Source organism: Bradyrhizobium sp. Pha-3 (assembly GCF_042258325.1).
Taxonomy (GTDB): domain Bacteria; phylum Pseudomonadota; class Alphaproteobacteria; order Rhizobiales; family Xanthobacteraceae; genus Bradyrhizobium; species Bradyrhizobium elkanii.
In genome coordinates this window covers 4,831,044-4,853,666 of record NZ_CP170151.1, presented here as the reverse complement: position 1 = coordinate 4,853,666, position 22,623 = coordinate 4,831,044, and the positions used below count along the sequence as shown (strand labels likewise).

Sequence of the window (22,623 nt, the reverse complement as noted above, 5' to 3'; positions counted from 1 at the left end):
AGTCAACCTTCCCGAGCCCGCTTGGCGAGCCCCTCCATGAAAGCGACTTCGTTCTCGGGCGAGATGAAGACGAACGTATCCTCATCATCGTTCCAACGAGCCCGCTGGCGAATTATCAGATCGCCGTCTTTGTTGCGGTAAGCCGCGGTGGCACGCTGTTCTCGGAGGATGATGGAGTCGTCGTCATTCCAATTGAACTCGACTTCTTCGTCCACAGGATCGGCCGCCATGGTGAGCGCGATCTTATCGACTTTCGCAATATCCGCCTTGAAGGCAGGACTTTCAGGGGCGATGTGAGGCGCCTGAGTCAGCAACCATTCCTCTCGAGACAGACCGGTGGCCAACTCGAGTTGTTCGGGATTGATCGGCTTGTTCATGCCTGCCCCCTCATGCTGGCCATAGCCTCAAAGAACGATCGGGCTGATTGCTCTTCAACCTCGGCCACAGCTAGTGCGCGCTCAGGCAACAGGCTTTCGATGTTGGTTCGCAGCAAGTCCCGCAGGATATGAGCTGGCATTGCCTCGGCCTCGACGGTGTCGCGGACATGGGGGGACCTTAGGTCGGTCGCTTTCCGTGGCTTTGAGGGCAGGTCGTAATGCGTTATCTGGTCTTCCGTGATCCCGATCCGCTTGAAGTGCAGCTCGAGACTTGGATCGAGATGTTCTCGCAGTTCTCGCTCCAGCGCGACGTCAATTAGTACCCCGGCAGGATCGTAGTCCCCGATGTAGAAGATGACGACTGGCCGACCGCCGGCATAGTGATTGATGACCTCCGCCGACTGATACGCCAGCGTAATGCTGGAGAAGCCTCCGGCCGGATACAGACTGACGGCCAGTTCCTTACAGTCCTGCTCGACGGTGCCGGCAAGGGACCGCGACTCCGTCCAGACCTCGCAGTAGTACTGCGACTGCTGCCAAAGATCGGCGCGGTAATGCCCCTTCATCGCGCGCAGGAACTCGGCCTCGTTGCGGTAGGTGGGGGTGTGGTAACCGCGCCGCGTGGAGTCCGTGATCCAATTGAACGGCACTCGACCTGATCGACGGAGCTTCACCAGCCGGTCTTGGACGTGACGATACCCGCGGTCGGTCTTCTCGACCGGCTCCGGCAAGCGGGGGTTGGTCATCCGGTAGAAGACGTGCCGGACGCTCTGCGGATTGTCTTCTCGGAGCACCTCAATGATTTGGCGATCGAGCTGCCCAATCCTGGCATTGGTTCGACGGTCCCGATGTTGTTTTATCGGGCCAGCACGATAAACCTCTGTCGACGTCATCGCGGCACCTCCCCATGTAAGAGAGGGGCGAGGATTGCCGCCATCGCGAGAGAGACCGCGCATCGGCGCGTGAGCTTCACCGCTTGAAGTTCGCGGATCGATATCCTAGAGTCCGAAATGATCTTACAGGTCGCCAGATCGCATTCGGAGACGCCGCCGGCCAGGGCGGCGTTTTCCATTTTGGGAGTCATGCTTCAAGCAGCCTCCGCGGTAAGAAGTGCGTCGGCCCGCAACAACCCGTCGACCAACTCGCGAAGATATGGGCGGCCCACGACAACGTGGCGCGCCGAAGGCTCCCAGTCGGCGTCGCCGTGGCGCTCGTAAATGCGAATTTCAGCCTTGACGCTTCCGTCAGTGAAATCCCGCAACAGGACTCGAAATTGCTGCCGTCCTGATTTCTGTATTGCGGCAACAAGCCGCGGGCTATGAGGGATCCCATCATGCGGCCACCATGGCGGCGTCGCGCTCGGCAATCTTCGCGCTGATGTACGCATCAATCTCGGCCTCGACCCAAGCGTAACGCCCCGGGCTGGTGCGGACGCGTTTGGGGAATGCTGAGCGTTTCTCAAGCTTCCAAAGCTGAACCTTGGAAAGGCTGATGCCCTTGGTCTTCAGTCGGTCGTACGAAATCAGAACTGGTGCAGCCATCGTCACGAGTCTCCGTTTTGCGGGCTCGCCTGACCGGTTTTCAAACGTCAAAAGCCGGCGAGACCCAGGATTTTCCTGAAAGCTCTCCGGCGATCGAAACTGCTGCTGAATGGTGCTTGGTTCGGATACCGAAGACTGAACGACCATCGGGGCAGTGCTCTGCCTTACGATGAAGTTCCGGCATCCCGCCGTGGCGGCCCCAATACTCCTTTATGATCAGGGCAGCCGCTGACTCGCATCCCGCGAATCAGCAACGCCACAATATATGGAGCGGACGAGGGGAAGCGTCAAGCCCTAGTACGAAGCGGAATGACATTATCCGGCTTCGGTTCTGCGATCGTCATCAACCGAGCCGCCCACAACTCGAGGGCCTCCCGTTTTTCGTCCAAATAGTCGTGGTGGTCGTATGTGCCCTTGATCCCGGGCCGGACGTGGGCGAGCACCGCTTCCCGGGCCTCCTCGGTGACCTTGAGCCGCGAGAGCTGGCTTCGCACGGTGCGCCTGATGTCGTGGTTGACGAACGGGGGCAGGGCGACGTGCTTGGGGTCTTCGCCGCGCACCTTCGCCAAGGCCTTAAGCGTCCGAAGCATCCGCGCGTCCAGTCGCTGTTTGTACTTTGAGCCGACCCAGACAGGGGTTTTCCCGGCAGTAGTCGAAAACAAGAACTTGCCGCCCTTGAACTTCGGCAGATCCTCGATGACGGCGAGGATGTCCTTCGTCAGCGGGACAGCGTGGGGGCGGGCCTGCTTTTTGCCGCCGTTCTTACCCTTCATTCGAGCGGCCGGAATAACCCAGATGCCATCACGGGCCTTGATCTCATCTCGGGATGCATCGGCGACTTCATTGAGCCGAAGCGCTGTAAGGCAAAGCATTCGATAGATGGCGCCGACCGGGTAGGGCATGCGCGATGCCGCTCGCCAGAGAGCGAACAACTCATCGTCGGATAGCGTTCGCGCGGCCGACGGCGGCATGTCGCCCAGAATGGCGGTCGCCGTGAGATTGGCAGCCGGAGACACCTTCAATCCATACTCCGGCTGCGCCACCGCCCACCGGAAGAATCGCTTGATGAGGGCGAGCAGGTTGCGGGCGCCAACCTTGCCGCCCGATCCCTTGGACTTGGCGACATTCTTCTTTCGACCCTTCGCCTTTATAAGAGCTGAGATTTGCAGGTCGGTGATCTCTGTGATGGGCAAGGCTTCCCAGGCCGGCAACAGGTCCCGCCGGATCTCACGTTCGGATTCGGCTCCCTTGCGCTCGGTGGACAGTTTGTCGTCGATAAAATCCTGGACCACGGCGCCGAAGGTAGTTTTGCGCTGGAGGATCTCAGCCTCCCGGTCCCGGCGCTCCTGGTCGGCGGGGTCGATACCCTTCTCGACGAGGGCGCGCCACTGCCTAGCCTTCTCTCTGGCGTCGGCAAGATCGAGGTGGCCGCATTTCCCGATCTCGCGGCGACTGGCGCTGGCTCCACCACCCGGATAGCGCAGCCTTAATATATATGTCTTCGAATTCTCGGTGACCCTGACGCCGAAGCCCGCAACCACAGCGTCCATTACCTGATAACGCTCGCCCTTTGCGGCCGGCTTCAGGCCAGTCACCTTGGTGGGCGTCAGTGTTACGCGATGATCGGTCTTGGGCATCTGAGGCCACTCCGGGGCCACTTGAGCGGGAAATGGTATGTGGCCCGATGAAGTGGAAGGATAAATCGAAACTCAAAAAACCGCAAGATTTACAGCGATTTTTGCAAAGAGAACAAATGATAAGAATGGGAAGAAATGCAGCGAAGTGGTTTCGCGTGTGACTGTTAATCGAATGGTCGCTGGTTCGAATCCAGCCCGGGGAGCCAGTTCGGTCTGGCCCCATCACACTCATCAACAATCACAAGCCCGTGGTCCGCATCGGACAGGCCGAAAACGTCGTCAAATCGACTCAATAGCCGTCGACACTTGTTCTCGCCGGGTCTTGAGAGGTGATTTTGATGGCCATTAACCTGATCGACCTGTCGATGCCGCAGCCGACGCTGGTTCCGAATGATGCCCCCGACATCAGTGACGATGAGTGCGTCCGGCGGCTCGCGAGGGCCGTCGAGGAGCATGATTCCGAGCATCTCGATGAAGTGGCCCGCCTGATCGGCCGACTCGCCGTCACGATCGAATAGACCGCGCCGTGGAGCGCGTTTTCGGGCGCGTTTTGCACGCCAGCGGCGTGTTGCGTTTTGGCGGAGCTTGTTCCAAAAGATGGCCCTGTTCTAGCTTCTCCAGCGGCAATGCCGCGACTTGCAGGGTCTCCGCCAATGACCGGTTTTTCGACCGCGCGCCAGTATATGGTCGATGGTCAGGTGCGTCCGAGCGACGTGACCGATGATCGTATTCTCGATGCCATGCTGACCGTGCCGCGCGAGGTCTTCGTGCCGACCGGCAAGCAGGCGCTGGCCTATCTCGACCTCAACCTCGACGTAGCCGAGGGCGGTGCGACGAGGCGCTGCCTGATCACGCCGGCGCTGCTCGCCCGGATGCTCCAGGCCGCCGAGATCAAGGCCACCGACCGCGTCCTGGTGGTCGGCTGCGCGACCGGTTACGCCGCCGCCGTCGTGGCGCGCTTTGCCGCAGACGTCAGCGCGACCGAAAGCGACCCGGCGCTTGCCGCAAAGGCGACCACGGCCTTCGCCCAGCTCGGGATCCAGAATATCACCGTCAAAACGGCTGCGGCCGCCGACGGCGATGCCGCGGGCGCCCCGTTTGACGTCATTATCCTCAATGGTGCGACGGAAATCGTCCCGACCGGGCTGTTCGGCCAGCTCAAGGAGGGGGGCCGGCTGGTCGGGGTGTTCAGCCTGTTGCCGCCGCCGCGCGCCACCCTGGTGACGCACTCCCACGGGGATTTCGGCCATCGCGAGCTGTTCGACGCCTCGGCCCCCGTTTTGCCAGGATTCGAGCGGCTTCCCGCCTTCGTCTTCTGACGCTATCGCGGCGCACCGCCTGATAAAATCCCGTTCCGAATCAGAAGTGTGGCCCGTTTGCCCCATGTGAAGAGTTTCGACCGTGTTCCGTTGCGGGGTAGTTCCGTTGGCCCTAGCTGCGGACTAAGGTGAGGCGGGACTCACTTCGACTGAAGCGACCGCCGGACTGATTTGCGTGTGGAGACGGCGACTACAATGATTGGATTTCCGGGGATGCGTGGGGTGAAGGTTGTCACCGCGGCTGCGACTGCCGTCCTTCTGTTGGCGGAGATGGGCCCTGTGCCCGCACTCGCCGATACAATCGAGGCCGCTTTGGTGCGGTCCTACCAGAACAATCCCCAGCTGAACGCGCAACGCGCGCAGGTGCGGTCAACCGACGAGAACGTTCCGCAGGCACTGTCGGGCTACCGCCCGAAAGTCGCGCTGACGGCAAGCGCGGGGTACCAATACACCGATACGCTGACGACACAGGGTGGCGACTCGAACAATCTGGTTCGCACCCAAATCCATGGCGCCAACGCGCCGCGCAGCGCAGGCCTCACGGTCAACCAGTCGCTGTTCAACGCACAGACCGCGCCCAGGGTGCGCGCGGCGGAAAGCCAGGTCTCGGCGGCCCGCGAGGGCCTGCGTGTGCTCGAGCAAACCGTGATCCTGAGCGCGGCCACGATCTACATGGACTTTCTCCGCGACTCCGCCATCGTCGAAGTTCAACGCAGCAACACGCGCGTGCTGGAACAGACGCTGAAGCAGACTCAGGACCGTTTCAATGTCGGCGAAGTGACGCGGACCGACGTCGCGCAATCCGAAGCGCAGCTTGCGGCTGGCAAAACCCAGCAGCTCACCGCCGAATCGAACCTGACGACGACGCGATCGAATTTCCGCCGCATCATCGGCAACGAGCCGCAGAATCTCGCGCCGGGCTCGCCGGTTGACCGCTTCCTGCCAACGACGCTTGCGGCCGCCGTCGAACTCAGCCTGACCCAGAATCCGAACGTCACCTCGGCGATGTACGGCGTCGACGTCAACTTCCTGCAGGTCAAGGTCAGCGAAGGTGCGCTGTTCCCGTCGGTCAACCTGCAAACGTCCGTGCAGCAGCAATACGAGCAGACCATGATCAGCCAGCGCGCATTCAGCGCGGGAACGGCGGTCCAGCTGTCGGTGCCGCTCTACCAGGGCGGTGCGGAATACTCGCTGATCCGCCAGTCCAAGGAATCGCTGGCGCAGCAGCGCCTTGTGCTCGAACAGACCCGCGATCAGGCGCGCGCCAACGTCGTCACCGCATGGGGCCAGCTGGTCGCCGGCAAGTCGCAGGTGGCATCGGCACAGGCGCAGGTGACCGCGTCGGAGATCGCCCTGAACGGCGTGCGCGAAGAAGCCAAGGCCGGTCAGCGCACCACGCTCGACGTGCTCAACGCGCAGCAGGCGCTCGTCAACGCGCGCAACGCGCTGGTCACCGCGCAGCACGACCGCGTCGTCGCGTCCTATAACGTGCTGAGCGCAGTTGGCCGCTTGTCGCCGCAGGTGCTCGGCCTTTCGACCAACGTCTACGATCCGAGCGTGCATTACCAGCAGGTTCGTGACAACTGGGCCGGCGTACGCACGCCCGACGGCCGCTAAACACCTTCGCATCATCATCGCTTGTCGCGTCATGTTTGTGGTTCTGAGTTAATCAGGACCACAAACAGGCGCGCTTGCTTGCATTCGATAATTGGCCTGACATACCGTTTTGTCGGGCAGCAAGGCGATTCGCGGCGCGCCGGCGTAGCGTGATGACAGGTGCGACGCCACCTGTGATCACGCTGCATTGGGCGACACGAAGCTTGCACAAAGCCTCGGGCGGGCTTGATCTGGGGACAAGTCGGGCGGGAGTAATGAAAATCTCCGCCCGCATCATCGGAACCGGCGAATCCTCTCGGGCTTGATGTAAAATCGTTTCGATGTGGAGTCGGAGATGACGCAACCTGCGAAGGTCCAAGAGCCCTCGATGGAGGAGATCCTGGCGTCGATCCGTCGCATCATTGCCGACGACGAGGCGAAGCCGGCCGCGGCCGAGAAGCCTGCTGCTGCAGCAGCGCCGCCGAAGGTCGAGCCAGCACCAGCAGCCAAGCCCGCGATGAAGAGCCCGCCGCCCGCAGCGCCACCGGCCGCGAAGGCCGCCGCGCCCGCGCCGAAATCACCGCCGCCTGCGCCGGCACCGGTGGCCAGCAACAGTCAGGACGACATCGACTCGCTGCTCGCCAGCCTCGACGAGGCGACGCCCGCAGCCGAGATCAGGCCGTCGCCGCAGCCCGCAGCCCAGCCCGAAGCCGACGTGTTCGAACTCACCGACGAGATGGCGCTGCCGGACCCAGCCGCCGCGCCGTCGTTCCGCAAGGTCGAGCCGCAGGACGACCTCGAGTTCACGGAAGCGCGGAGCCGAGCGCCGGAACCGGCCCGGGAGCCGCCGGCGATCGAGAGCGCGCCCATGCAGCAGATCATTTCGGGAACCACGATGCGGGCCGTCGAGTCGGCCTTCAACTCGCTGGCCAACACCGTGCTGAGCAACAATGCGCGGACGCTTGAGGATCTGGTCAAGGAGATGCTGCGGCCGATGCTGAAGTCCTGGCTGGACGACAATCTGCCTGGGCTGGTCGAGCGGATCGTCAAGGCCGAGATCGAGCGGGTATCCCGCGGGCGTTAGCTCCGCCGCGGGCGCGAGGCTGGCTCCCGCCGTTGGGCCTGGCAGCCCTCATTCAGCTCCCCAAATCCCCCACAGTTTCGGTCTGACAAAATCAGAACCGAAACCCCAGCTTCCTGTTTTGACGCGTTTTCTTCACGCGAGCCGGTGTCCCTTCGCTCGAAAACGCCCTAAACGCCGTTTTGACGTGCCGGTCCGGTTGACTTGGTGCGCTCCGGCGGCTTTCTAGCCCTTTCCATGGTCCACAGCGCATTGTCATGATCGAGAAAAACTACCAGCCCGCCGATATCGAGCACCGCATGGCCCGGATCTGGGAGGAGAGCGGTGCGTTCAAGGCCGGCCGGCCTGAACGCAAGGACGCCGCGCCTTTCACCATCGTGATCCCGCCGCCGAACGTGACCGGCTCGCTGCATATGGGCCACGCGCTCAACAACACGCTGCAGGACATCCTGTGCCGCTTCGAGCGGATGCGCGGCCGCGACGTGCTGTGGCAGCCCGGCACCGATCACGCCGGCATCGCCACGCAAATGGTGGTCGAGCGTCAGCTAATGGAACGGCAGGAGCCGGGCCGGCGCGACATGGGCCGCGCCAAATTCCTTGAGCGGGTCTGGCAGTGGAAGGCCGAGAGCGGCGGCACCATCGTCAACCAGCTCAAGCGTCTCGGCGCGTCCTGCGACTGGTCGCGCGAGCGCTTCACCATGGACGAGGGCCTGTCGCGCGCCGTCGTCAAGGTGTTCGTCGAGCTGCACCGCGATGGCCTGATCTACAAGGACAAGCGCCTGGTCAATTGGGACCCGAAGCTGCTCACCGCGATCTCCGATCTCGAAGTGCAGCAGGTCGAGGTCAGGGGCCATCTCTGGTACCTGCGCTATCCGATCGAGGGCCGCAGCTTCAGCCCCGACGATCCGAAATCGTTCATCGTGGTCGCGACGACGCGTCCCGAGACGATGCTCGGCGACACCGCGGTCGCGGCGCATCCGGACGACGAGCGTTACACCGATCTGGTCGGCCACCACGTCATCCTGCCGCTAGTCGGCCGCAGGATTCCGATCGTCGCCGACGACTATTCCGATCCGGAGAAGGGCTCGGGCGCGGTCAAGGTGACGCCGGCGCACGACTTCAACGACTTCGAGATCGGCAAGCGTCACGGCCTGCCGCAGATCAGCGTGCTCGACCAGGAAGGCAGCCTCAGCCTGGTGGGCAACGAGGACTATCTGCGCGGCCTGCCGATGGGCGCCGCCGAGTTCGCCGCCGAGTTCGACAAGATCGAGCGCTTCGCGGCGCGCAAGAAGATCGTCGCAAGGCTGGAGGAGTTCGGCTTCCTCGAGCGGATCGAGCCCAACACCCACATGGTGCCGCATGGCGACCGCTCCGGCGTTGTGATCGAGCCGTATCTCACCGACCAGTGGTATGTCGACGCCAAGACGCTGGCGCAGCCGGCGATTGCGGCGGTGCGCTCGGGCGAAACCACGTTCGTGCCGAAGAACTGGGAAAAGACCTATTTCGAGTGGATGGAGAACATCCAGCCCTGGTGCATCTCGCGCCAGCTCTGGTGGGGCCATCAGATCCCGGCGTGGTACGGACCTGACGGCAAGGTGTTCGTCGCCGAGACCGAGGAAGAGGCGGTCGGTCACGCGCTCGGCTATTACGTCGAGCAGGAAGTCATCACGCCGGAGCAGGGCCACGACATGGCGGTCGACCCGGCCAAGCGCGAGGGCTTTATCACGCGTGACGAGGACGTGCTCGACACCTGGTTCTCGTCGGCGCTGTGGCCGTTCTCGACGCTGGGCTGGCCGGACGACACCCCGGAGGTCGCGCGCTATTACCCGACCAACACGCTCGTCACCGGCTTCGACATCATCTTCTTCTGGGTCGCCCGCATGATGATGATGGGCCTCCACTTCATGAAGGAGGCGCCGTTCTCGACCGTCTACATCCACCGCCTCGTCCGCGACGAGAAGGGCGCCAAGATGTCGAAGTCGAAGGGCAACGTCATCGACCCGCTCGGCGTGATCGACGAATACGGCGCCGACGCGCTGCGCTTCGCGCTGACCCGCGAGGCGGCGCAAGGCCATGACATCCGCCTGTCGCCGCATCTGGTCGAGACCAACCGCAATTTCGCGACCAAGTTCTGGAACGCCTGCCGCTTCGCCGAGATGAACGAATGCGTCAAGCCGGACGGTTTCGATCCGAAGGGCGCAAAGGAGACGTTGAACCGCTGGATCGCGCACGAAACCTCGCGCGTCACCCGCGAGGTCACCGAGACGATCGAGGATCATCGCTTCAACGATGCCGCGGCTGCGATCTACCGCTTCGTCTGGAACGTGTTCTGCGACTGGTATCTTGAGCTCGCGAAACCCGTGCTGATGGGCGAGGAGAGCGCGGCCAAGGCCGAGACCCGCGCCATGATCGCCTGGACCCGCGACGAGATCCTCAAGCTGCTGCATCCGTTCATGCCCTTCATCACCGAGGAGCTGTGGGCGGTGACCGCAAAGCGCGACGGCCTGTTGGTACTGGCGTCCTGGCCGCGCAAGTCGGGCGTGACCGGCGAGCAGCTGGCCGCGATCGCGACCGCCGGTCCGGTGGTCGATCCGATCATTCCACCGGTCATTGCCGCGCTCGACGCCGACGAGTTCAGCGATCCCGCGGCTGAAGCCGAGATCGGCTGGGTGGTCGATCTCGTCACCGCGATGCGGTCGGTGAAGGCGGAAATGAACATCCCGCCGTCGACGCTGACGCCGCTGGTGATCGCGGGCGCCTCCGCCGAGACGCGGGACCGCGCGCAGCGCTGGAGCGACACCATCAAGCGGCTCGCGCGATTGTCGGATATCTCGTTCGCCGATCACCCGCCGGAAGGCGCGGTGCAGCTCCTTGTCCGCGGCGAGGCGGTCGCGCTGCCGCTGAAGGGCGTGATCGATCTCGCGGCTGAACGTACGCGGCTGGAGAAGGAGCTCGGCAAGGCCGACGCCGACATCAAGCGGGTCGATGCCAAGCTCGCCAATGAGAAGTTCGTCGCCAACGCGCCGGAAGAGCTCGTCGAGGAAGAGAAGGAAAAGCGCGCGGCAGCAACGGAGCGCCGCGCCAAGATCCTCGAGGCGATCGAGCGGTTGAAGAAGGCGTCATAGCTGATAGCGCCGTGGCGCTCAAAACCGCTTGCTCAGGAATTTCGATCCCTTCAGCCCGTAGCGCCAGGGCAGGTCGACGGCCTTGGTGATGCCGATCCGCACCCCGGTGATGATGTCGGGTGCTTCGGTCCGCGCATGGAGCGCGATCGGGGCGCGGTCGAGCGGCAATTCGCTGTGCGCGATGGTGATGCCGAGCGCCTCGCAGAGCTTGCCGGGTCCCGAGCACAGCGCGCGCGGGTCCTCCAGCCCGCGCCGCCGGCGCATCGCCGCGAGCCCGTGGGTCGGCTCGAGCGCGCGGATCAGCACGGCGCTGGCAGAGCCCGCTTCCTCGCAGACGAAATTGACGCACCAATGGATGCCGTAGGAGCGGTAGACGTAGGAGAAGCCGGGCGGGCCGAACATCACCTGGTTGCGCGGGGTCGGCCCGCGGTAGGAATGCGCCGCCGGATCGGTGTGATGATAGGCCTCGACCTCGGTGATGATGCCGCCGGAGCCGCCGACCAGGAAGGTCGCGCCGATCAGGTCGGGGGCGACCTCGTGGACGCTGCGATCGAAGAACGAGCGTTTCAGCGCCTTGCCGAGGCGCGGCGCGGTCGCGCTGGTGAATCGGGGTTTTTGAGGCATTTTGAGGTGGGAATCGGCATGGAACGGACCGCAAGACTGCCAATATATGGGCAGGTCTGCTAGGGTCGCGGGGCGGGTTGCGAGCCGCGTCAACACCGATTAGCTAAACCCTTGGTTCGGAGCATGATCTCCAGCGCAAACCCGCTCCGGGTTTGTCGGGGGAAAACCGGCCTCCACTTTTCCGGATCATGCTCCCGCGACTTGCAGGCATCCATGGTCACCATCGTCGACACCATCTCCACCACTCAGCTCCGCCCGCGTCACCCCGAAAAGGTGAACCGGCCGGATGCCGTGTCGCCGCCGAAGCCGGACTGGATCCGCGTCCGCGCGCCGAACACGCGCGGCTATGCGGATACGCGCCGGATCGTGAAGGAGAACGGCCTCGTCACGGTGTGCGAGGAGGCGGGCTGCCCCAATATCGGTGAGTGCTGGGACAAGAAGCACGCCACCTTCATGATCATGGGCGACACCTGCACGCGCGCCTGCGCGTTCTGCAACGTCAAGACCGGCATGCCCGGCGCGCTCGAGGCGAGCGAGCCGGAATACGTCGCGGAGGCGACCGCCAAGCTCGGGCTCAGTCATGTCGTGGTCACCTCGGTCGACCGCGACGATCTCGCCGACGGCGGCGCCGAGCATTTTGCAGAGACGATCCGCGCCATCCGCGCGCGCTGCCCGAACACCACGATCGAGATCCTGACACCGGACTTCCTGCGCAAGGACGGCGCGCTGGAGCGCGTGGTCGCGGCCAAGCCCGACGTCTTCAACCACAATCTGGAAACCGTGCCGTCGCGCTATCTGACGGTCCGTCCCGGGGCTCGCTATTTCCATTCGATCCGGCTGCTGCAGCGGGTCAAGGAAATGGACCCGACCATCTTTACCAAGTCCGGCATCATGGTCGGCCTCGGCGAGGAGCGGCACGAAGTGCTGCAGGTGATGGACGACCTGCGCTCGGCCGAAGTCGATTTCCTGACCATCGGCCAATACCTGCAGCCGACCCGCAAGCATCACGCCGTGATGCGCTACGTGACGCCGGACGAGTTCGCTGGCTACGAGCGCGTCGCCTATACCAAGGGCTTTTTGATGGTGTCGGCGAGCCCGTTGACGCGCTCGTCGCATCACGCCGGCGAGGATTTCGCCAAACTGCAGGCGGCGCGCACGGCCCGCGGTCGCTAGATTTTTGTAAACGGCGGTAAGCCGGCGCCGTCACGCGCCGTTGCTTGATCGGGCCTAGACCGAACCTTGATCGAACGTTGATCGAATCTTGGACTGGACCAATGCAGCGCGTTCTGGTGATGGGATCGTCGGGATCCGGCAAGTCGACCTTTGCGCGGCGGCTGTCCGCGATGACAGGGATTCCGACCGTGTCGATCGATGCGCTGTTCTGGAAACCGGGCTGGGTCGAGTCGGGCAGGGACGAATTCGAGCGCCGCATGACCGAAGCAGCCCGAGAACCGCGCTGGATCATGGATGGGAACTACATGAGGCACGGTGCAGGGGAATTGCGCCGGAAGCTCTCCGATACGATCATCTGGTTCGACCTGCCGCGGTCGACCTGCATGCTCGGCATCTTCAGGCGGATTGCCGGGAGCTATGGCCACGTCCGGCCTGAGATGGCGGAAGGCTGCCCCGAGAAGATCGATCTCGAATTCTTCCGCTACGTCTGGACCTATCGCCAGCAGCAGCGGCCGAAGCTGATCGAGTATTTTGCCGGCTTGCGGCCCGATCAATCGCTGGTCTGCTTCACCGATCGAGCGCAGGCGGATGATTATCTGAAGCGCCTCGCACTCGGGCAAAACCGTGCGAGTATCCACTGATGCCACGATTCTCAAGCAAGCGGCGGGTCCGCCACACCGCACCTCAAATGTTCGATCTGGTCGCCGACGTCGAGCGCTATCCCGAATTCGTGCCGCTGTGCCAGTCGCTCAAGATCCGCCAGCGCACGCCCAAGGACGACGGCACCGAGGTCGTGGTGGCGGACATGACGGTGTCCTTCAAGCTGGTGCGGGAAACCTTCACCAGCAGGGTGACGCTCGACCGTCCCAATCTGAAGATCCTGGTCGAATATCTGCGCGGCCCGTTCAGCAATCTGGAGAATCGCTGGAGTTTTGAGCCGAGGTCGGAAGCCGAATGCGATGTCGGCTTCTTCCTGAACTACGAATTCAAGAGCCGGATGCTGGCGATGCTGATGGGCTCGATGTTCGACGCCGCGTTTTCGCGCTTTGCCGCGGCGTTCGAGAAGCGCGCAGATCAGGTCTACGGCAAGCCGCAGCTGTCGACGTAGCGAAGCCGTCTCGTTTGCTTCCCTGGAACGCAAATGCCCGGCACGAGGCCGGGCACGACGGACGATGCGGGAGACCGTTCGCCGACTTACGGGCAGGATCGCCGCACGCCGCCGGATGCGATGTAGGTGCCCGAAGCCGGGTCGTAGGTACGGAAGCGCTGGGAGCAATAGGCGTCGTTATTGGCCTTCGCCTGGCTTGCCGCGATGGCGCCGCCGATGATCGCACCGGCCGCAAGCCCGCCGATGATCGCCGCGCCGTTACTGCCACGATCGCGATAGTAACCACCGCGGTAGCCGTATCCGCCGCGATAGCCGTAACGCGGACCACCGTGCCAATGACGATACTGCACATGCTCGACGGAGGTAGGCTGGTCCTGCAATCGCGCGGGAGCGAGTGGTGCGGCGGACGACGGCGCAACAGTCGACAGCGTCATGGCGCCAGCGCTGATGGCGGCCACGAGCAAAGTTCCCAACTTCATCATTTTCTCATTGTTGTGGGATTTTGCTGTTGGACGAACAATCGAAACAGCAGAGTTGGAACAACATAAAGCGGCGAAGCCGCGTCAAGGTTCCATTTTAGGTAGGCGTCACTGGGCCGCAGTTGACACAAGTCAGTGTAGGGCGGGCCGTGGCGCGACCCGACTTTGAGTCGGGCCTATCCGCGCGGCGGCCGGCGGCGTTTCGCGGCGTGGCTCCGTGGCGAGCGGGCCACCCTTGGCCGCAACCGGCTGGCGGCCTCGCGACGCGGCTTGGCGGCCTGCGGCGGGCGCGCAAGCTCCATCAGCATGCGCAAGGCTTCGACCACGGAGCGCTGCCGCACCGTGCTGCGGCCGATTGCGCCAAATCGCTGTTCACGATGAATGATGCGGCCGTCGCGCGCCGCGACGGCGAAATGCACCAGGCCGACCGGCTTGCCCGGCGTCGCACCGCCAGGGCCCGCGATGCCGGTGATCGAGACCGCAAGGTCGACGCCGGCCTTTTCCAGCGCGCCGATCGCCATCGCGGTCGCGGTCTCCTTGCTCACCGCGCCGAACGTTTCCAGCGTGGCCGCCTTGACGCCGAGCATGACCCGCTTGGCCTCGTTCGAATAGGTCACGAAGCCGCGGTCGATCACGTCGGAAGAGCCGGGGATGTCGGTGAGCGCACCCGCGACCAGGCCGCCGGTGCAGGATTCGGCGGTCGCGATGGTCAGCTTGCGCATCCGGCACAGGTCGAGCAGCGAGCGGGAGAGGGCACGAGCGTCGCTGCCGCCCATGTCAGGCACTCCTGCCTTTATCGTCCCAACCTTTATCATCCCACGGGAGACGCACCGTGGCGCTCGCGGTAGCCGCGATGCCTTCCTCGCGGCCGGTGAAGCCGAGCCGCTCGCTGGTGGTGGCTTTGACCGCCACGCGGGAGATATGGACGCCGGAGATTTCCGCGATCTTCGCCCGCATGGTATCGCGCAACGGCCCGATCTTCGGCCGCTCGCAGATCAGCGTCACTTCGAGATTGGCGATCCGTCCGCCACGCGCGGTGACGCGCTCGACCGCGTATTTCAGAAACTGGTCGGAGGAGGCGCCTTTCCACTTGGCGTCGCTCGGCGGGAAATGCGAGCCGATATCGCCGTCGGCCAGTGCGCCGAGGATCGCGTCGACCAGCGCATGCAGCCCGACATCGCCGTCGGAATGGGCCAGGAATCCTTTCGTGTGCGGCACGCGCACGCCGCAGATCATTACATGGTCACCGTCGCCAAAGGCGTGCACGTCGTAGCCGGTGCCGGTTCTGATGTCGCCGAGCTGGCTTGCGAGCCGCGCTTCCTCGCGCACGAAGTCCTCGGGTGTGGTGAGTTTCATGTTGGCAGCATCACCTTCAAACGTCGCAACCGTCAATCCCGCCCACTCGGCAAGCGCCGCATCGTCCGTGAAATCGGAGCGGCCCTCGCGCGCTGCGCGACGATGCGCCTCCAATATTACGTCGAAACGAAAAGCCTGCGGTGTCTGCGCGATCCGCAGGCGCGCGCGCTCCGGCGTCGCCTCGACGTTGCCGGTATCGCCGGTGAGCTTGATCGTGTCGGTGACGGGAATCACGGGGATCGCAGCTCCGGTCCGGCCGGCCGCGGCGATCGCGCGCGAGATCACGGCTGCGGTGACGAAGGGGCGCGCGGCGTCGTGGATCAGCACGATGTCCGGCTTCTGGCTTGCAAGCGCCTCGAGACCGGCATGGACCGAGGCCTGCCGGGTCGCGCCGCCCGGCGTTGGCGGCCGGTGGCGGAGGCCTGCAACCGCTTCATCGAAAAGCGCGGTGTCGTCAGGATTGACCACAGGCTGCACCGCAAACACGTCCGGATGTCCGGAGAACGCCTCCATGGCGCGGTAGATCACCGTCTGTCCGCCGATCGTCCGGTATTGCTTCGGCCCGCCTGCGCCGGCGCGCAGTCCACGGCCGGCTGCAACAAGGATGGCTGCGGTACGCTCAGGCTTCGGCATTTTGAACCAGTGACAGACGAATCGGGGATGAGGGGGACGGCGAGGATCGCCGCGCACAGCCCTTAGCATGACCGCTGCGCAAAAACAGAGCGTTTGCCGATGACTGTGGGAAAAGCAGATTTTGTTGCGGTGCACTTGCGCAAATGGTAGAAATGTCTAAACCGTAGGCATGAGCCTTGACTGCACAAGAATTGTGCGCAGAATGGACGATGTCAGCTGCAATGGCGTGGCTGACAAAACGACGAGACGGCTGTGACCGGCGTGCAAAGTACTCCTCGTAACCCATTGAAGATCGGCGATATTGCTGTCGCCAACCGGGTTCTCCTCGCGCCCATGTCCGGCATTACCGATGCGCCCTTCCGGCGACTCGCTGCCACTTTGGGCGCCGGCTTGGTGGTCTCCGAAATGACCGCCAGCAACGATCTGGTGAACGGCAAGCCGATGTCGAAGCTGCGTTGCGAGGCAGCCGGGATCGGGCCGCATGTGGTCCAGCTGGCGGGCTGCGAGACCCACTGGATGGCGGAGGGCGCGCGGATCGCCGAAGGCGCCGGCGCCGACGTCATCGACATCAACATGGGCTGCCCGGCCCGCCATGTGACCGGCGGCCAGTCCGGCTCGGCCCTGATGCGCGACCTCGACCACGCGATCACGCTGATCGAGGCGACGCTGTCCGCGGTCAAGGTGCCGGTCACGCTGAAGATGCGGCTCGGCTGGGATGACCGCTCGCTCAATGCGCCGGAACTGGCGCGCCGCGCCGAGGCTGCCGGCGTGCAGATGATCACCGTGCATGGCCGGACCCGCTGCCAGTTCTACAAGGGCGAGGCGAACTGGAACGCCGTGCGCGCCGTGAAGGACGCCGTCACCGTCCCGGTCGTGGTCAATGGCGACATCACCTCGTTCGACAAGGCGGTCAGCGCGCTCGAGATGTCGGGTGCCGACGCCGTGATGATCGGCCGCGGCGCGCAGGGGCAGCCCTGGCTGCCGGGACAGATCGGCCGCCGCCTGGAGACCGGGATCGCCGAGGCCGCGCCGTCGCTCGCCGAGCAGCTCAAGCACATTTGCGCGCTCTATGACGAGGTTTGCAGCCACTATGGCCTGCGCATCGGGCTCAAGCATGCGCGCAAGCATCTCGGCTGGGCGCTGGAGGCTGCTGCGGCCTATAGCTGCGCACCGGCCGCGACATTGAAGACCTGGCGGCAGGCGATCCTGACCGCGGAAGAGCCGTCCAGCGTGCATCGCTCGCTCGCCGACGCCTACGACGATTTTGCCTGGAGTGCTGCCGCATGACGTCAGCCATGGAATTCCGCCGGCCGGTGCCGACTGACGGGGAGGCCATCCTCAATGCGCTGCCCAATCCGGTGCTGCTGGTCGCGCCCGACGGGCGGATCGTCGACGCCAATATCGCAGCCGAATCCTTCTTCGAGATCTCGACCCAGTTCCTGCGCCGGCAATCGCTGAAGGAGTTGGTGCCGTTCGGCAGCCCGCTGCTGGCGCTGATCGAGCAGGTGCGGACGAGCGGCTCGCCGGTCAACGAATACAAGGTCGATCTCGGCACGCCGCGGATCGGCGGCGATCGCCAGGTCGATCTGCACGTCGCGCCGCTGACCGAGCGGCCCGGGCATATCGTGGTGATGCTGCAGGAGCGCACCATTGCCGACAAGATGGATCGGCAGCTCACCCATCGCAGCGCGGCGCGCTCGGTGATCGCGCTGGCGGCGATGCTCGCCCACGAGATCAAGAACCCGCTGTCGGGCATCCGCGGCGCGGCGCAACTTTTGGAGCAGCAGGCCTCCTCCGAGGATCGGCTCTTGACGCGGCTGATCTGCGACGAGGCGGACCGCATCGTGACGCTGGTCGACCGCATGGAGGTGTTCGGCGACGACCGCCCGGTGGCGCGCGGCCCGGTCAACATCCATTCCGTGCTTGATCATGTAAAGCGCCTGGCGCAGTCCGGCTTTGCCCGCAATGTGCGCTTCATCGAGGATTACGATCCGTCGCTGCCGCCGGTGCTGGCCAACCAGGACCAGCTGATCCAGGTGTTCCTCAACCTCGTGAAGAACGCGGCCGAGGCGGTCGCCGATCTCGGCACCGATGCGGAGATCCAGCTCACCACGGCGTTCCGGCCGGGGGTGCGGCTGTCGGTACCCGGCAAGAAATCGCGGGTCTCGCTGCCGCTGGAATTCTGCGTCAAGGACAACGGCTCGGGCGTGCCGGAAGACCTGCTGCCGAACCTGTTCGACCCCTTCGTCACCACCAAGCAGACCGGCAGCGGGCTCGGCCTCGCGCTGGTCGCCAAGATCGTCGGCGATCACGGCGGCATCATCGAATGCGAGTCGCAGCCGCGCAAAACCACCTTTCGCGTGCTGATGCCGATGTACAGCGCCGCCAAACAACTCGACCAAAGCAACCGCGATGACGTTCCGGGTACGTCCTCGCCTGCCTCTCAGGATGTACGATGAGGAACACCAATGCCTGCAGGTAGCATACTTGTCGCTGACGACGACACCGCCATCCGGACCGTCCTGAACCAGGCGCTTTCGCGCGCCGGCTATGAGGTGCGCCTGACCGGCAACGCCGCAACGCTGTGGCGTTGGGTCAGCCAGGGCGAGGGCGACCTCGTCATCACCGACGTGGTAATGCCGGATGAGAACGCGTTCGATCTCTTGCCGCGGATCAAGAAGATGCGGCCGAATTTGCCGGTCATCGTGATGAGCGCGCAAAACACGTTCATGACCGCGATCCGCGCCTCCGAGCGCGGCGCCTACGAATACCTGCCGAAGCCGTTCGACCTGAAGGAGCTGATCACCATCGTCGGCCGCGCCTTGGCCGAGCCGAAGGAGCGGGTCTCCAGTCCCGCCGACGACGGCGAGTTCGACTCGATTCCGTTGGTCGGCCGCTCGCCGGCGATGCAGGAAATCTACCGCGTGCTGGCGCGGCTGATGCAGACCGACCTCACCGTGATGATCTCGGGCGAGTCAGGCACCGGCAAGGAGCTGGTCGCCCGCGCGCTGCACGACTATGGGCGGCGCCGCAACGGCCCGTTCGTCGCGGTCAACATGGCGGCGATTCCGCGCGACCTGATCGAATCGGAGCTGTTCGGCCATGAGCGCGGCGCATTCACCGGCGCCAACACCCGCGCCTCCGGCCGCTTCGAGCAGGCCGAGGGCGGCACGCTGTTCCTCGACGAGATCGGCGACATGCCAATGGAGGCGCAGACCCGACTGCTCCGCGTGCTGCAGCAGGGCGAATACACCACGGTCGGCGGTCGCACCCCGATCAAGACCGACGTGCGCATCGTCGCCGCCTCCAACAAGGACCTGCGCATCCTGATCCAGCAAGGCCTGTTCCGCGAAGACCTGTTCTTCCGCCTCAACGTGGTGCCGCTGCGGCTGCCGCCGCTGCGCGAGCGCATCGAGGATCTGCCCGATCTGATCCGGCACTTCTTCTCGCTCGCCGAGAAGGACGGCCTGCCGCCGAAGAAGCTCGACGCCCAGGCGCTAGAGCGGCTCAAGCAGCACCGCTGGCCGGGCAACGTCCGCGAGCTGGAGAACCTCGCCCGGCGGCTCGCCGCGCTCTATCCGCAGGACGTCATCACCGCTTCCGTCATCGACGGCGAGCTGGCGCCGCCGGCGGTGACCTCGGGCAGCACGGCGACCGTCGGCGTCGACAATCTCGGCGGCGCGGTCGAGGCCTATCTGTCCTCGCACTTCTCCGGCTTCCCGAACGGCGTGCCGCCGCCGGGCCTCTACCACCGCATCCTCAAGGAGATCGAGATCCCGCTTCTGACCGCCGCGCTGGCGGCGACCCGCGGCAACCAGATCCGGGCCGCCGACCTGCTCGGATTGAACCGCAATACGCTGCGCAAGAAGATCCGCGACCTCGACATCCAGGTCTACCGGAGCGGCGGGTAGAGGTTGACGGGGCCGGCACGGGCCCCACCACCGTTATTGAGTAGTCACAAATGGTTTTGGGGACACGGCGCCGCACCTTGGTTTGCGCCGCGGAAATGTCGCAATTCGGCAACATTGTGATATGATTGCATCAGTTCGCAATTCCCGCGGGCGATCGCTCTCAGCTCAATTGCCGGTATGACCAGCGCAGAGACCACCGCTTCAACAATACACGCCTCACCGGCCGAGCCCAATGCAGAGGCGCGGGGCTTCCCGCTGCGGCGCTGGCTGGCGCCGTTTGCCGTGGCCATCGCGCTGCTGTCCGCCTTCCTGACTTTCGTGGTGCTGACCGGGCTGACCCCGATCGAGCCCACGTCCGAGGTGGTCCGCTCCTTCCTGATGATCAACGCCGGCACCATCCTGCTGCTGGTTGGCATTATCGTCCGGGAAGTCTGGCAGATGGTGCAGGCGAGGCGGCGCGGCCGGGCCGCGGCGCGGCTGCATGTCCAGATCGTCGGCCTGTTCTCGGTGATCGCGGTGCTGCCCGCGGTGCTGGTGTCGATCGTGGCCAACGTCACCATCGAGCGCGGCCTCGACCGGCTGTTCTCGGGGCCCACCAAGCAGGTGATCCAGAACTCGCTGACGATTGCCAGCGCCTACATGCAGGAGCACGCCCAGCTCATCAACGGCGACACGCTGGCGATGGCCAATGACCTCGCCCATGCGCGGCCGCTCTACGACCAGGACCGCATGACGTTCCTGCAGCTGATGACGGCCGGCGCCGAGTCGCGCAATCTTCCGGTCGCGGTGCTGATGGACAAGGACGGCAAGATCGTCGCCAGCGCCGAAACCGGCGTTCGCCTAAACTACGAGGCGCCCCCGCCCGACATCCTGAAGGACATCAACGAGACCGAACCGAAGATCTCGGTCTTTCCGGAAAACTATGTCGCCTCCGTGGTCCGCCTGCGGGCCTATGACGACATGTTCCTGTATGTGGCACGGCTGCTCGATCCGGCGGTGGTTGCCCAGCTCAAGCAGACCCAGACCAGCGCGGCCGAGTATGCCCAGCTCGAGACCCGCAGGCTCGGCATCCAGGTCGCGTTCGCGCTGATGTTCGCGGTGATCGCACTGACCATCCTGATGGCCTCGGTGCTGATCGGGCTGAACTTCGCCAACGGGTTGGTGTCGCCGATCCGCCAGCTGATGGGCGCGGCGAGCGAGGTCTCGACCGGCAACCTCAATGTCCAGGTGCCCGTCAACAAGTCGGAAAGCGACCTCGCGCTGCTCGGCGAAATCTTCAACAAGATGACGCAGGAGCTGCGCACCCAGCGCAACGAGCTGGTCGATGCCAGCGAAACCATCGACAGCCGCCGCCGCTTCATCGAAGCGGTGCTGTCGTCGGCCTCTGCCGGCATCATCGGGGTCGACGCCTCTGGCACCATCGGCGTCCTCAACCGCTCGGCGGAAAAGCTGATTGGCCACGCGGAGTCGGAGACGCTCGGCCATCCGCTCTCGGACGTGCTGCCCGAGCTCGACGAGATGATGAAGACCGCGCGCGAGGGAACCCAGCGCCTGGTGCAGGGGCAGGTCACGATCCTGCGCGACGGCCATGAGCGCAATCTGTCGGTCCGCGTCTCGGCCGAGCAGACCAGCCAGTCGCGCGACAGCTACATCATCACGCTCGACGACATCACCGAGCTGGTGTCGGCGCAGCGCACATCGGCCTGGGGCGACGTCGCCCGCCGCATCGCCCACGAGATCAAGAATCCGCTGACCCCGATCCAGCTCTCCGCCGAGCGCATCCGCCGCAAGTTCGGCAAGACCATCACCGAGGAGAAGGACAAGTCGATCTTCGAGCAGTGCACCGATACCATCGTGCGCCAGGTCGACGACATCAGGCGGATGGTCGACGAGTTCTCGCGCTTCGCCCGGATGCCGAAGCCCGTGATGGAAGGCGAGGACGTCGCCGACGTGGTTCGCCAGGCGGTGTTCCTGATGAAGGTCGCCCATCCCGATCTCGACATCGAGGCCGACATCAAGCAGTCGCCGCTGCCCGCGCAGTTCGACCGCCGGCTGATCTCGCAGGCGCTGACCAACATCATCAAGAACGCCACCGAGGCGATCGAGCAGGTGCCGCGCGAGGAACTCGGCAAGGGCCGCATCGACGTCGTGGCGCAGCGCGAGAACGACGACATCCTGATCGACGTGGTCGACAACGGGATCGGCCTGCCCAAGGTCGCCCGCGCGCGCCTGCTTGAGCCCTATGTCACGACCCGGGCGAAGGGCACCGGCCTCGGCCTGGCGATCGTCGGCCGCGTTCTGGAGGACCATGGCGGCCGCATCGAGCTCAAGGATGCCTCCGATTTCCGCGATGGCCAGCGCGGCGCCTGGATGCGGCTGCGCTTTGCCGTCACGGGCCAGGCGGCCAAGCCGGAAAGCAAGCCCGAAGGCAAGGACCAAAAACCGGACGTCAAACCGGACAAGACCGAACCGGACAGTGAAAAAAATCCGCCGGAGGAGCCGACCAACAGCCCGGCACAGGCGACCAACAATGAACCAAAAATCCAAGAACCGACCCAAGAACCAATCCAAGATCCCGCCGATCAACGGCCAAATAATCAAGAGCCAAATGCGCAAAAGCCAAAATTCAAAGCCGCGACGAGCGACTGACAAGGCAGGTGTAA

General features: G+C 64.4%; 20 protein-coding genes. 12 read left to right on the top strand and 8 right to left on the bottom strand.

The genetic code is table 11. The annotated features are described in order from the left end of the window. Positions 1-2 precede the first annotated feature (2 nt). The 4 genes from ACE10X_RS22740 to ACE10X_RS22725 all read right to left on the bottom strand — a co-directional run bounded on the left by ACE10X_RS22740 (position 3) and on the right by ACE10X_RS22725 (position 3,555). Positions 3-377, bottom strand: a complete 375-nt coding sequence (locus ACE10X_RS22740; protein ID WP_375762902.1) for a hypothetical protein — start codon at positions 375-377, stop codon at positions 3-5. Beyond that, positions 374-1,270, bottom strand: coding sequence for a hypothetical protein (locus ACE10X_RS22735; protein ID WP_375762901.1), 897 nt, complete (start codon positions 1,268-1,270; stop codon positions 374-376). The genes ACE10X_RS22740 and ACE10X_RS22735 overlap by 4 nt, the downstream gene beginning before the upstream one ends. Positions 1,271-1,708: 438 nt before the next feature. Then, on the bottom strand, positions 1,709-1,918 hold the full coding sequence (locus tag ACE10X_RS22730; RefSeq protein ID WP_375762900.1) for a helix-turn-helix transcriptional regulator: 210 nt from the start codon (positions 1,916-1,918) through the stop codon (positions 1,709-1,711). A gap of 287 nt (positions 1,919-2,205) precedes the next feature. Next, positions 2,206-3,555, bottom strand: coding sequence for a tyrosine-type recombinase/integrase (locus tag ACE10X_RS22725; protein WP_375762899.1), 1,350 nt, complete (start codon positions 3,553-3,555; stop codon positions 2,206-2,208). A 338-nt stretch (positions 3,556-3,893) separates the two neighbouring features. On the opposite strand from ACE10X_RS22725, the gene ACE10X_RS22720 reads away from it, so the two are divergent. The 5 genes from ACE10X_RS22720 (at position 3,894) to ACE10X_RS22700 (ending at position 10,676) form a co-directional block, all read left to right on the top strand. Continuing rightward, positions 3,894-4,073, top strand: coding sequence for a hypothetical protein (locus ACE10X_RS22720; protein WP_016842100.1), 180 nt, complete (start codon positions 3,894-3,896; stop codon positions 4,071-4,073). A 135-nt stretch (positions 4,074-4,208) separates the two neighbouring features. Beyond that, the gene (locus ACE10X_RS22715; RefSeq protein ID WP_375762898.1) at positions 4,209-4,874 is read left to right on the top strand and encodes a protein-L-isoaspartate O-methyltransferase; all 666 of its coding nucleotides are present in this window, start codon (positions 4,209-4,211) and stop codon (positions 4,872-4,874) included. Between the two features lie 213 nt (positions 4,875-5,087). After that, the gene (locus ACE10X_RS22710) at positions 5,088-6,491 is read left to right on the top strand and encodes a TolC family outer membrane protein (protein WP_038386728.1); all 1,404 of its coding nucleotides are present in this window, start codon (positions 5,088-5,090) and stop codon (positions 6,489-6,491) included. A 334-nt stretch (positions 6,492-6,825) separates the two neighbouring features. Continuing rightward, positions 6,826-7,554 (top strand): PopZ family protein, encoded by a 729-nt coding sequence (locus ACE10X_RS22705; protein WP_375762897.1) that lies wholly within the window; start codon positions 6,826-6,828, stop codon positions 7,552-7,554. Positions 7,555-7,808: 254 nt separating this feature from the next. Continuing rightward, positions 7,809-10,676, top strand: a complete 2,868-nt coding sequence (locus ACE10X_RS22700; RefSeq protein WP_375762896.1) for a valine--tRNA ligase — start codon at positions 7,809-7,811, stop codon at positions 10,674-10,676. A gap of 18 nt (positions 10,677-10,694) precedes the next feature. Here ACE10X_RS22700 and ACE10X_RS22695 read toward each other — a convergent pair whose 3' ends face one another. Further along, on the bottom strand, positions 10,695-11,300 hold the full coding sequence (locus tag ACE10X_RS22695; protein ID WP_375762895.1) for a DNA-3-methyladenine glycosylase: 606 nt from the start codon (positions 11,298-11,300) through the stop codon (positions 10,695-10,697). A gap of 213 nt (positions 11,301-11,513) precedes the next feature. Between ACE10X_RS22695 and lipA the strand changes: the two genes are divergently transcribed. The 3 genes from lipA to ACE10X_RS22680 all read left to right on the top strand — a co-directional run bounded on the left by lipA (position 11,514) and on the right by ACE10X_RS22680 (position 13,581). Beyond that, positions 11,514-12,473, top strand: a complete 960-nt coding sequence (gene lipA / locus ACE10X_RS22690; protein ID WP_375762894.1) for a lipoyl synthase — start codon at positions 11,514-11,516, stop codon at positions 12,471-12,473. A gap of 101 nt (positions 12,474-12,574) precedes the next feature. After that, positions 12,575-13,114: a DNA topology modulation protein gene (locus tag ACE10X_RS22685; RefSeq protein WP_038386733.1), complete on the top strand. Its 540-nt coding sequence runs from the start codon at positions 12,575-12,577 to the stop codon at positions 13,112-13,114. Further along, positions 13,114-13,581: a type II toxin-antitoxin system RatA family toxin gene (locus tag ACE10X_RS22680; RefSeq protein ID WP_038386734.1), complete on the top strand. Its 468-nt coding sequence runs from the start codon at positions 13,114-13,116 to the stop codon at positions 13,579-13,581. Before ACE10X_RS22685 ends, ACE10X_RS22680 begins: the two co-directional genes overlap by 1 nt. A gap of 86 nt (positions 13,582-13,667) precedes the next feature. On the opposite strand, the gene ACE10X_RS22675 is transcribed toward ACE10X_RS22680, so the two are convergent. The 3 genes from ACE10X_RS22675 to ACE10X_RS22665 form a co-directional block, all read right to left on the bottom strand. Further along, positions 13,668-14,063, bottom strand: a complete 396-nt coding sequence (locus ACE10X_RS22675) for a BA14K family protein (RefSeq protein WP_038386735.1) — start codon at positions 14,061-14,063, stop codon at positions 13,668-13,670. A 173-nt stretch (positions 14,064-14,236) separates the two neighbouring features. Then, the gene (locus ACE10X_RS22670; protein WP_038386736.1) at positions 14,237-14,836 is read right to left on the bottom strand and encodes a CinA family protein; all 600 of its coding nucleotides are present in this window, start codon (positions 14,834-14,836) and stop codon (positions 14,237-14,239) included. 1 nt (position 14,837) lies between these two features. Beyond that, positions 14,838-16,049, bottom strand: a complete 1,212-nt coding sequence (locus tag ACE10X_RS22665; protein WP_375762893.1) for a bifunctional 2-C-methyl-D-erythritol 4-phosphate cytidylyltransferase/2-C-methyl-D-erythritol 2,4-cyclodiphosphate synthase — start codon at positions 16,047-16,049, stop codon at positions 14,838-14,840. 285 nt (positions 16,050-16,334) lie between these two features. Between ACE10X_RS22665 and dusB the strand changes: the two genes are divergently transcribed. The 4 genes from dusB to ACE10X_RS22645 all read left to right on the top strand — a co-directional run bounded on the left by dusB (position 16,335) and on the right by ACE10X_RS22645 (position 22,609). After that, complete coding sequence (gene dusB, locus ACE10X_RS22660) at positions 16,335-17,336, top strand: tRNA dihydrouridine synthase DusB (protein ID WP_375764598.1); 1,002 nt, start codon at positions 16,335-16,337, stop codon at positions 17,334-17,336. Next, a complete protein-coding gene (locus ACE10X_RS22655; protein ID WP_375762892.1) occupies positions 17,333-18,508 on the top strand; it encodes a nitrogen regulation protein NR(II) in 1,176 nt (391 codons plus the stop codon). The genes dusB and ACE10X_RS22655 overlap by 4 nt, the downstream gene beginning before the upstream one ends. A 9-nt stretch (positions 18,509-18,517) precedes the next feature. Then, a complete protein-coding gene (gene ntrC / locus ACE10X_RS22650; RefSeq protein ID WP_021079341.1) occupies positions 18,518-19,960 on the top strand; it encodes a nitrogen regulation protein NR(I) in 1,443 nt (480 codons plus the stop codon). 177 nt (positions 19,961-20,137) lie between these two features. Continuing rightward, positions 20,138-22,609, top strand: a complete 2,472-nt coding sequence (locus tag ACE10X_RS22645; RefSeq protein ID WP_375762891.1) for an ATP-binding protein — start codon at positions 20,138-20,140, stop codon at positions 22,607-22,609. Positions 22,610-22,623: the final 14 nt, after the last annotated feature.

What these genes read in the sequence shown, in the direction of transcription:
- ACE10X_RS22740 (WP_375762902.1), bottom strand. Translation starts at nt 377, where the DNA reads ATGAACAAGCCGATCAATCCCGAACAACTCGAGTTGGCCACCGGTCTG.
- ACE10X_RS22735 (WP_375762901.1), bottom strand. Translation starts at nt 1,270, where the DNA reads ATGACGTCGACAGAGGTTTATCGTGCTGGCCCGATAAAACAACATCGG.
- ACE10X_RS22730 (WP_375762900.1), bottom strand. Translation starts at nt 1,918, where the DNA reads ATGGCTGCACCAGTTCTGATTTCGTACGACCGACTGAAGACCAAGGGC.
- ACE10X_RS22725 (WP_375762899.1), bottom strand. Translation starts at nt 3,555, where the DNA reads ATGCCCAAGACCGATCATCGCGTAACACTGACGCCCACCAAGGTGACT.
- ACE10X_RS22720 (WP_016842100.1), top strand. Translation starts at nt 3,894, where the DNA reads ATGGCCATTAACCTGATCGACCTGTCGATGCCGCAGCCGACGCTGGTT.
- ACE10X_RS22715 (WP_375762898.1), top strand. Translation starts at nt 4,209, where the DNA reads ATGACCGGTTTTTCGACCGCGCGCCAGTATATGGTCGATGGTCAGGTG.
- ACE10X_RS22710 (WP_038386728.1), top strand. Translation starts at nt 5,088, where the DNA reads ATGCGTGGGGTGAAGGTTGTCACCGCGGCTGCGACTGCCGTCCTTCTG.
- ACE10X_RS22705 (WP_375762897.1), top strand. Translation starts at nt 6,826, where the DNA reads ATGACGCAACCTGCGAAGGTCCAAGAGCCCTCGATGGAGGAGATCCTG.
- ACE10X_RS22700 (WP_375762896.1), top strand. Translation starts at nt 7,809, where the DNA reads ATGATCGAGAAAAACTACCAGCCCGCCGATATCGAGCACCGCATGGCC.
- ACE10X_RS22695 (WP_375762895.1), bottom strand. Translation starts at nt 11,300, where the DNA reads ATGCCTCAAAAACCCCGATTCACCAGCGCGACCGCGCCGCGCCTCGGC.
- lipA (WP_375762894.1), top strand. Translation starts at nt 11,514, where the DNA reads ATGGTCACCATCGTCGACACCATCTCCACCACTCAGCTCCGCCCGCGT.
- ACE10X_RS22685 (WP_038386733.1), top strand. Translation starts at nt 12,575, where the DNA reads ATGCAGCGCGTTCTGGTGATGGGATCGTCGGGATCCGGCAAGTCGACC.
- ACE10X_RS22680 (WP_038386734.1), top strand. Translation starts at nt 13,114, where the DNA reads ATGCCACGATTCTCAAGCAAGCGGCGGGTCCGCCACACCGCACCTCAA.
- ACE10X_RS22675 (WP_038386735.1), bottom strand. Translation starts at nt 14,063, where the DNA reads ATGATGAAGTTGGGAACTTTGCTCGTGGCCGCCATCAGCGCTGGCGCC.
- ACE10X_RS22670 (WP_038386736.1), bottom strand. Translation starts at nt 14,836, where the DNA reads ATGGGCGGCAGCGACGCTCGTGCCCTCTCCCGCTCGCTGCTCGACCTG.
- ACE10X_RS22665 (WP_375762893.1), bottom strand. Translation starts at nt 16,049, where the DNA reads ATGCCGAAGCCTGAGCGTACCGCAGCCATCCTTGTTGCAGCCGGCCGT.
- ACE10X_RS22655 (WP_375762892.1), top strand. Translation starts at nt 17,333, where the DNA reads ATGACGTCAGCCATGGAATTCCGCCGGCCGGTGCCGACTGACGGGGAG.
- ntrC (WP_021079341.1), top strand. Translation starts at nt 18,518, where the DNA reads ATGCCTGCAGGTAGCATACTTGTCGCTGACGACGACACCGCCATCCGG.
- ACE10X_RS22645 (WP_375762891.1), top strand. Translation starts at nt 20,138, where the DNA reads ATGACCAGCGCAGAGACCACCGCTTCAACAATACACGCCTCACCGGCC.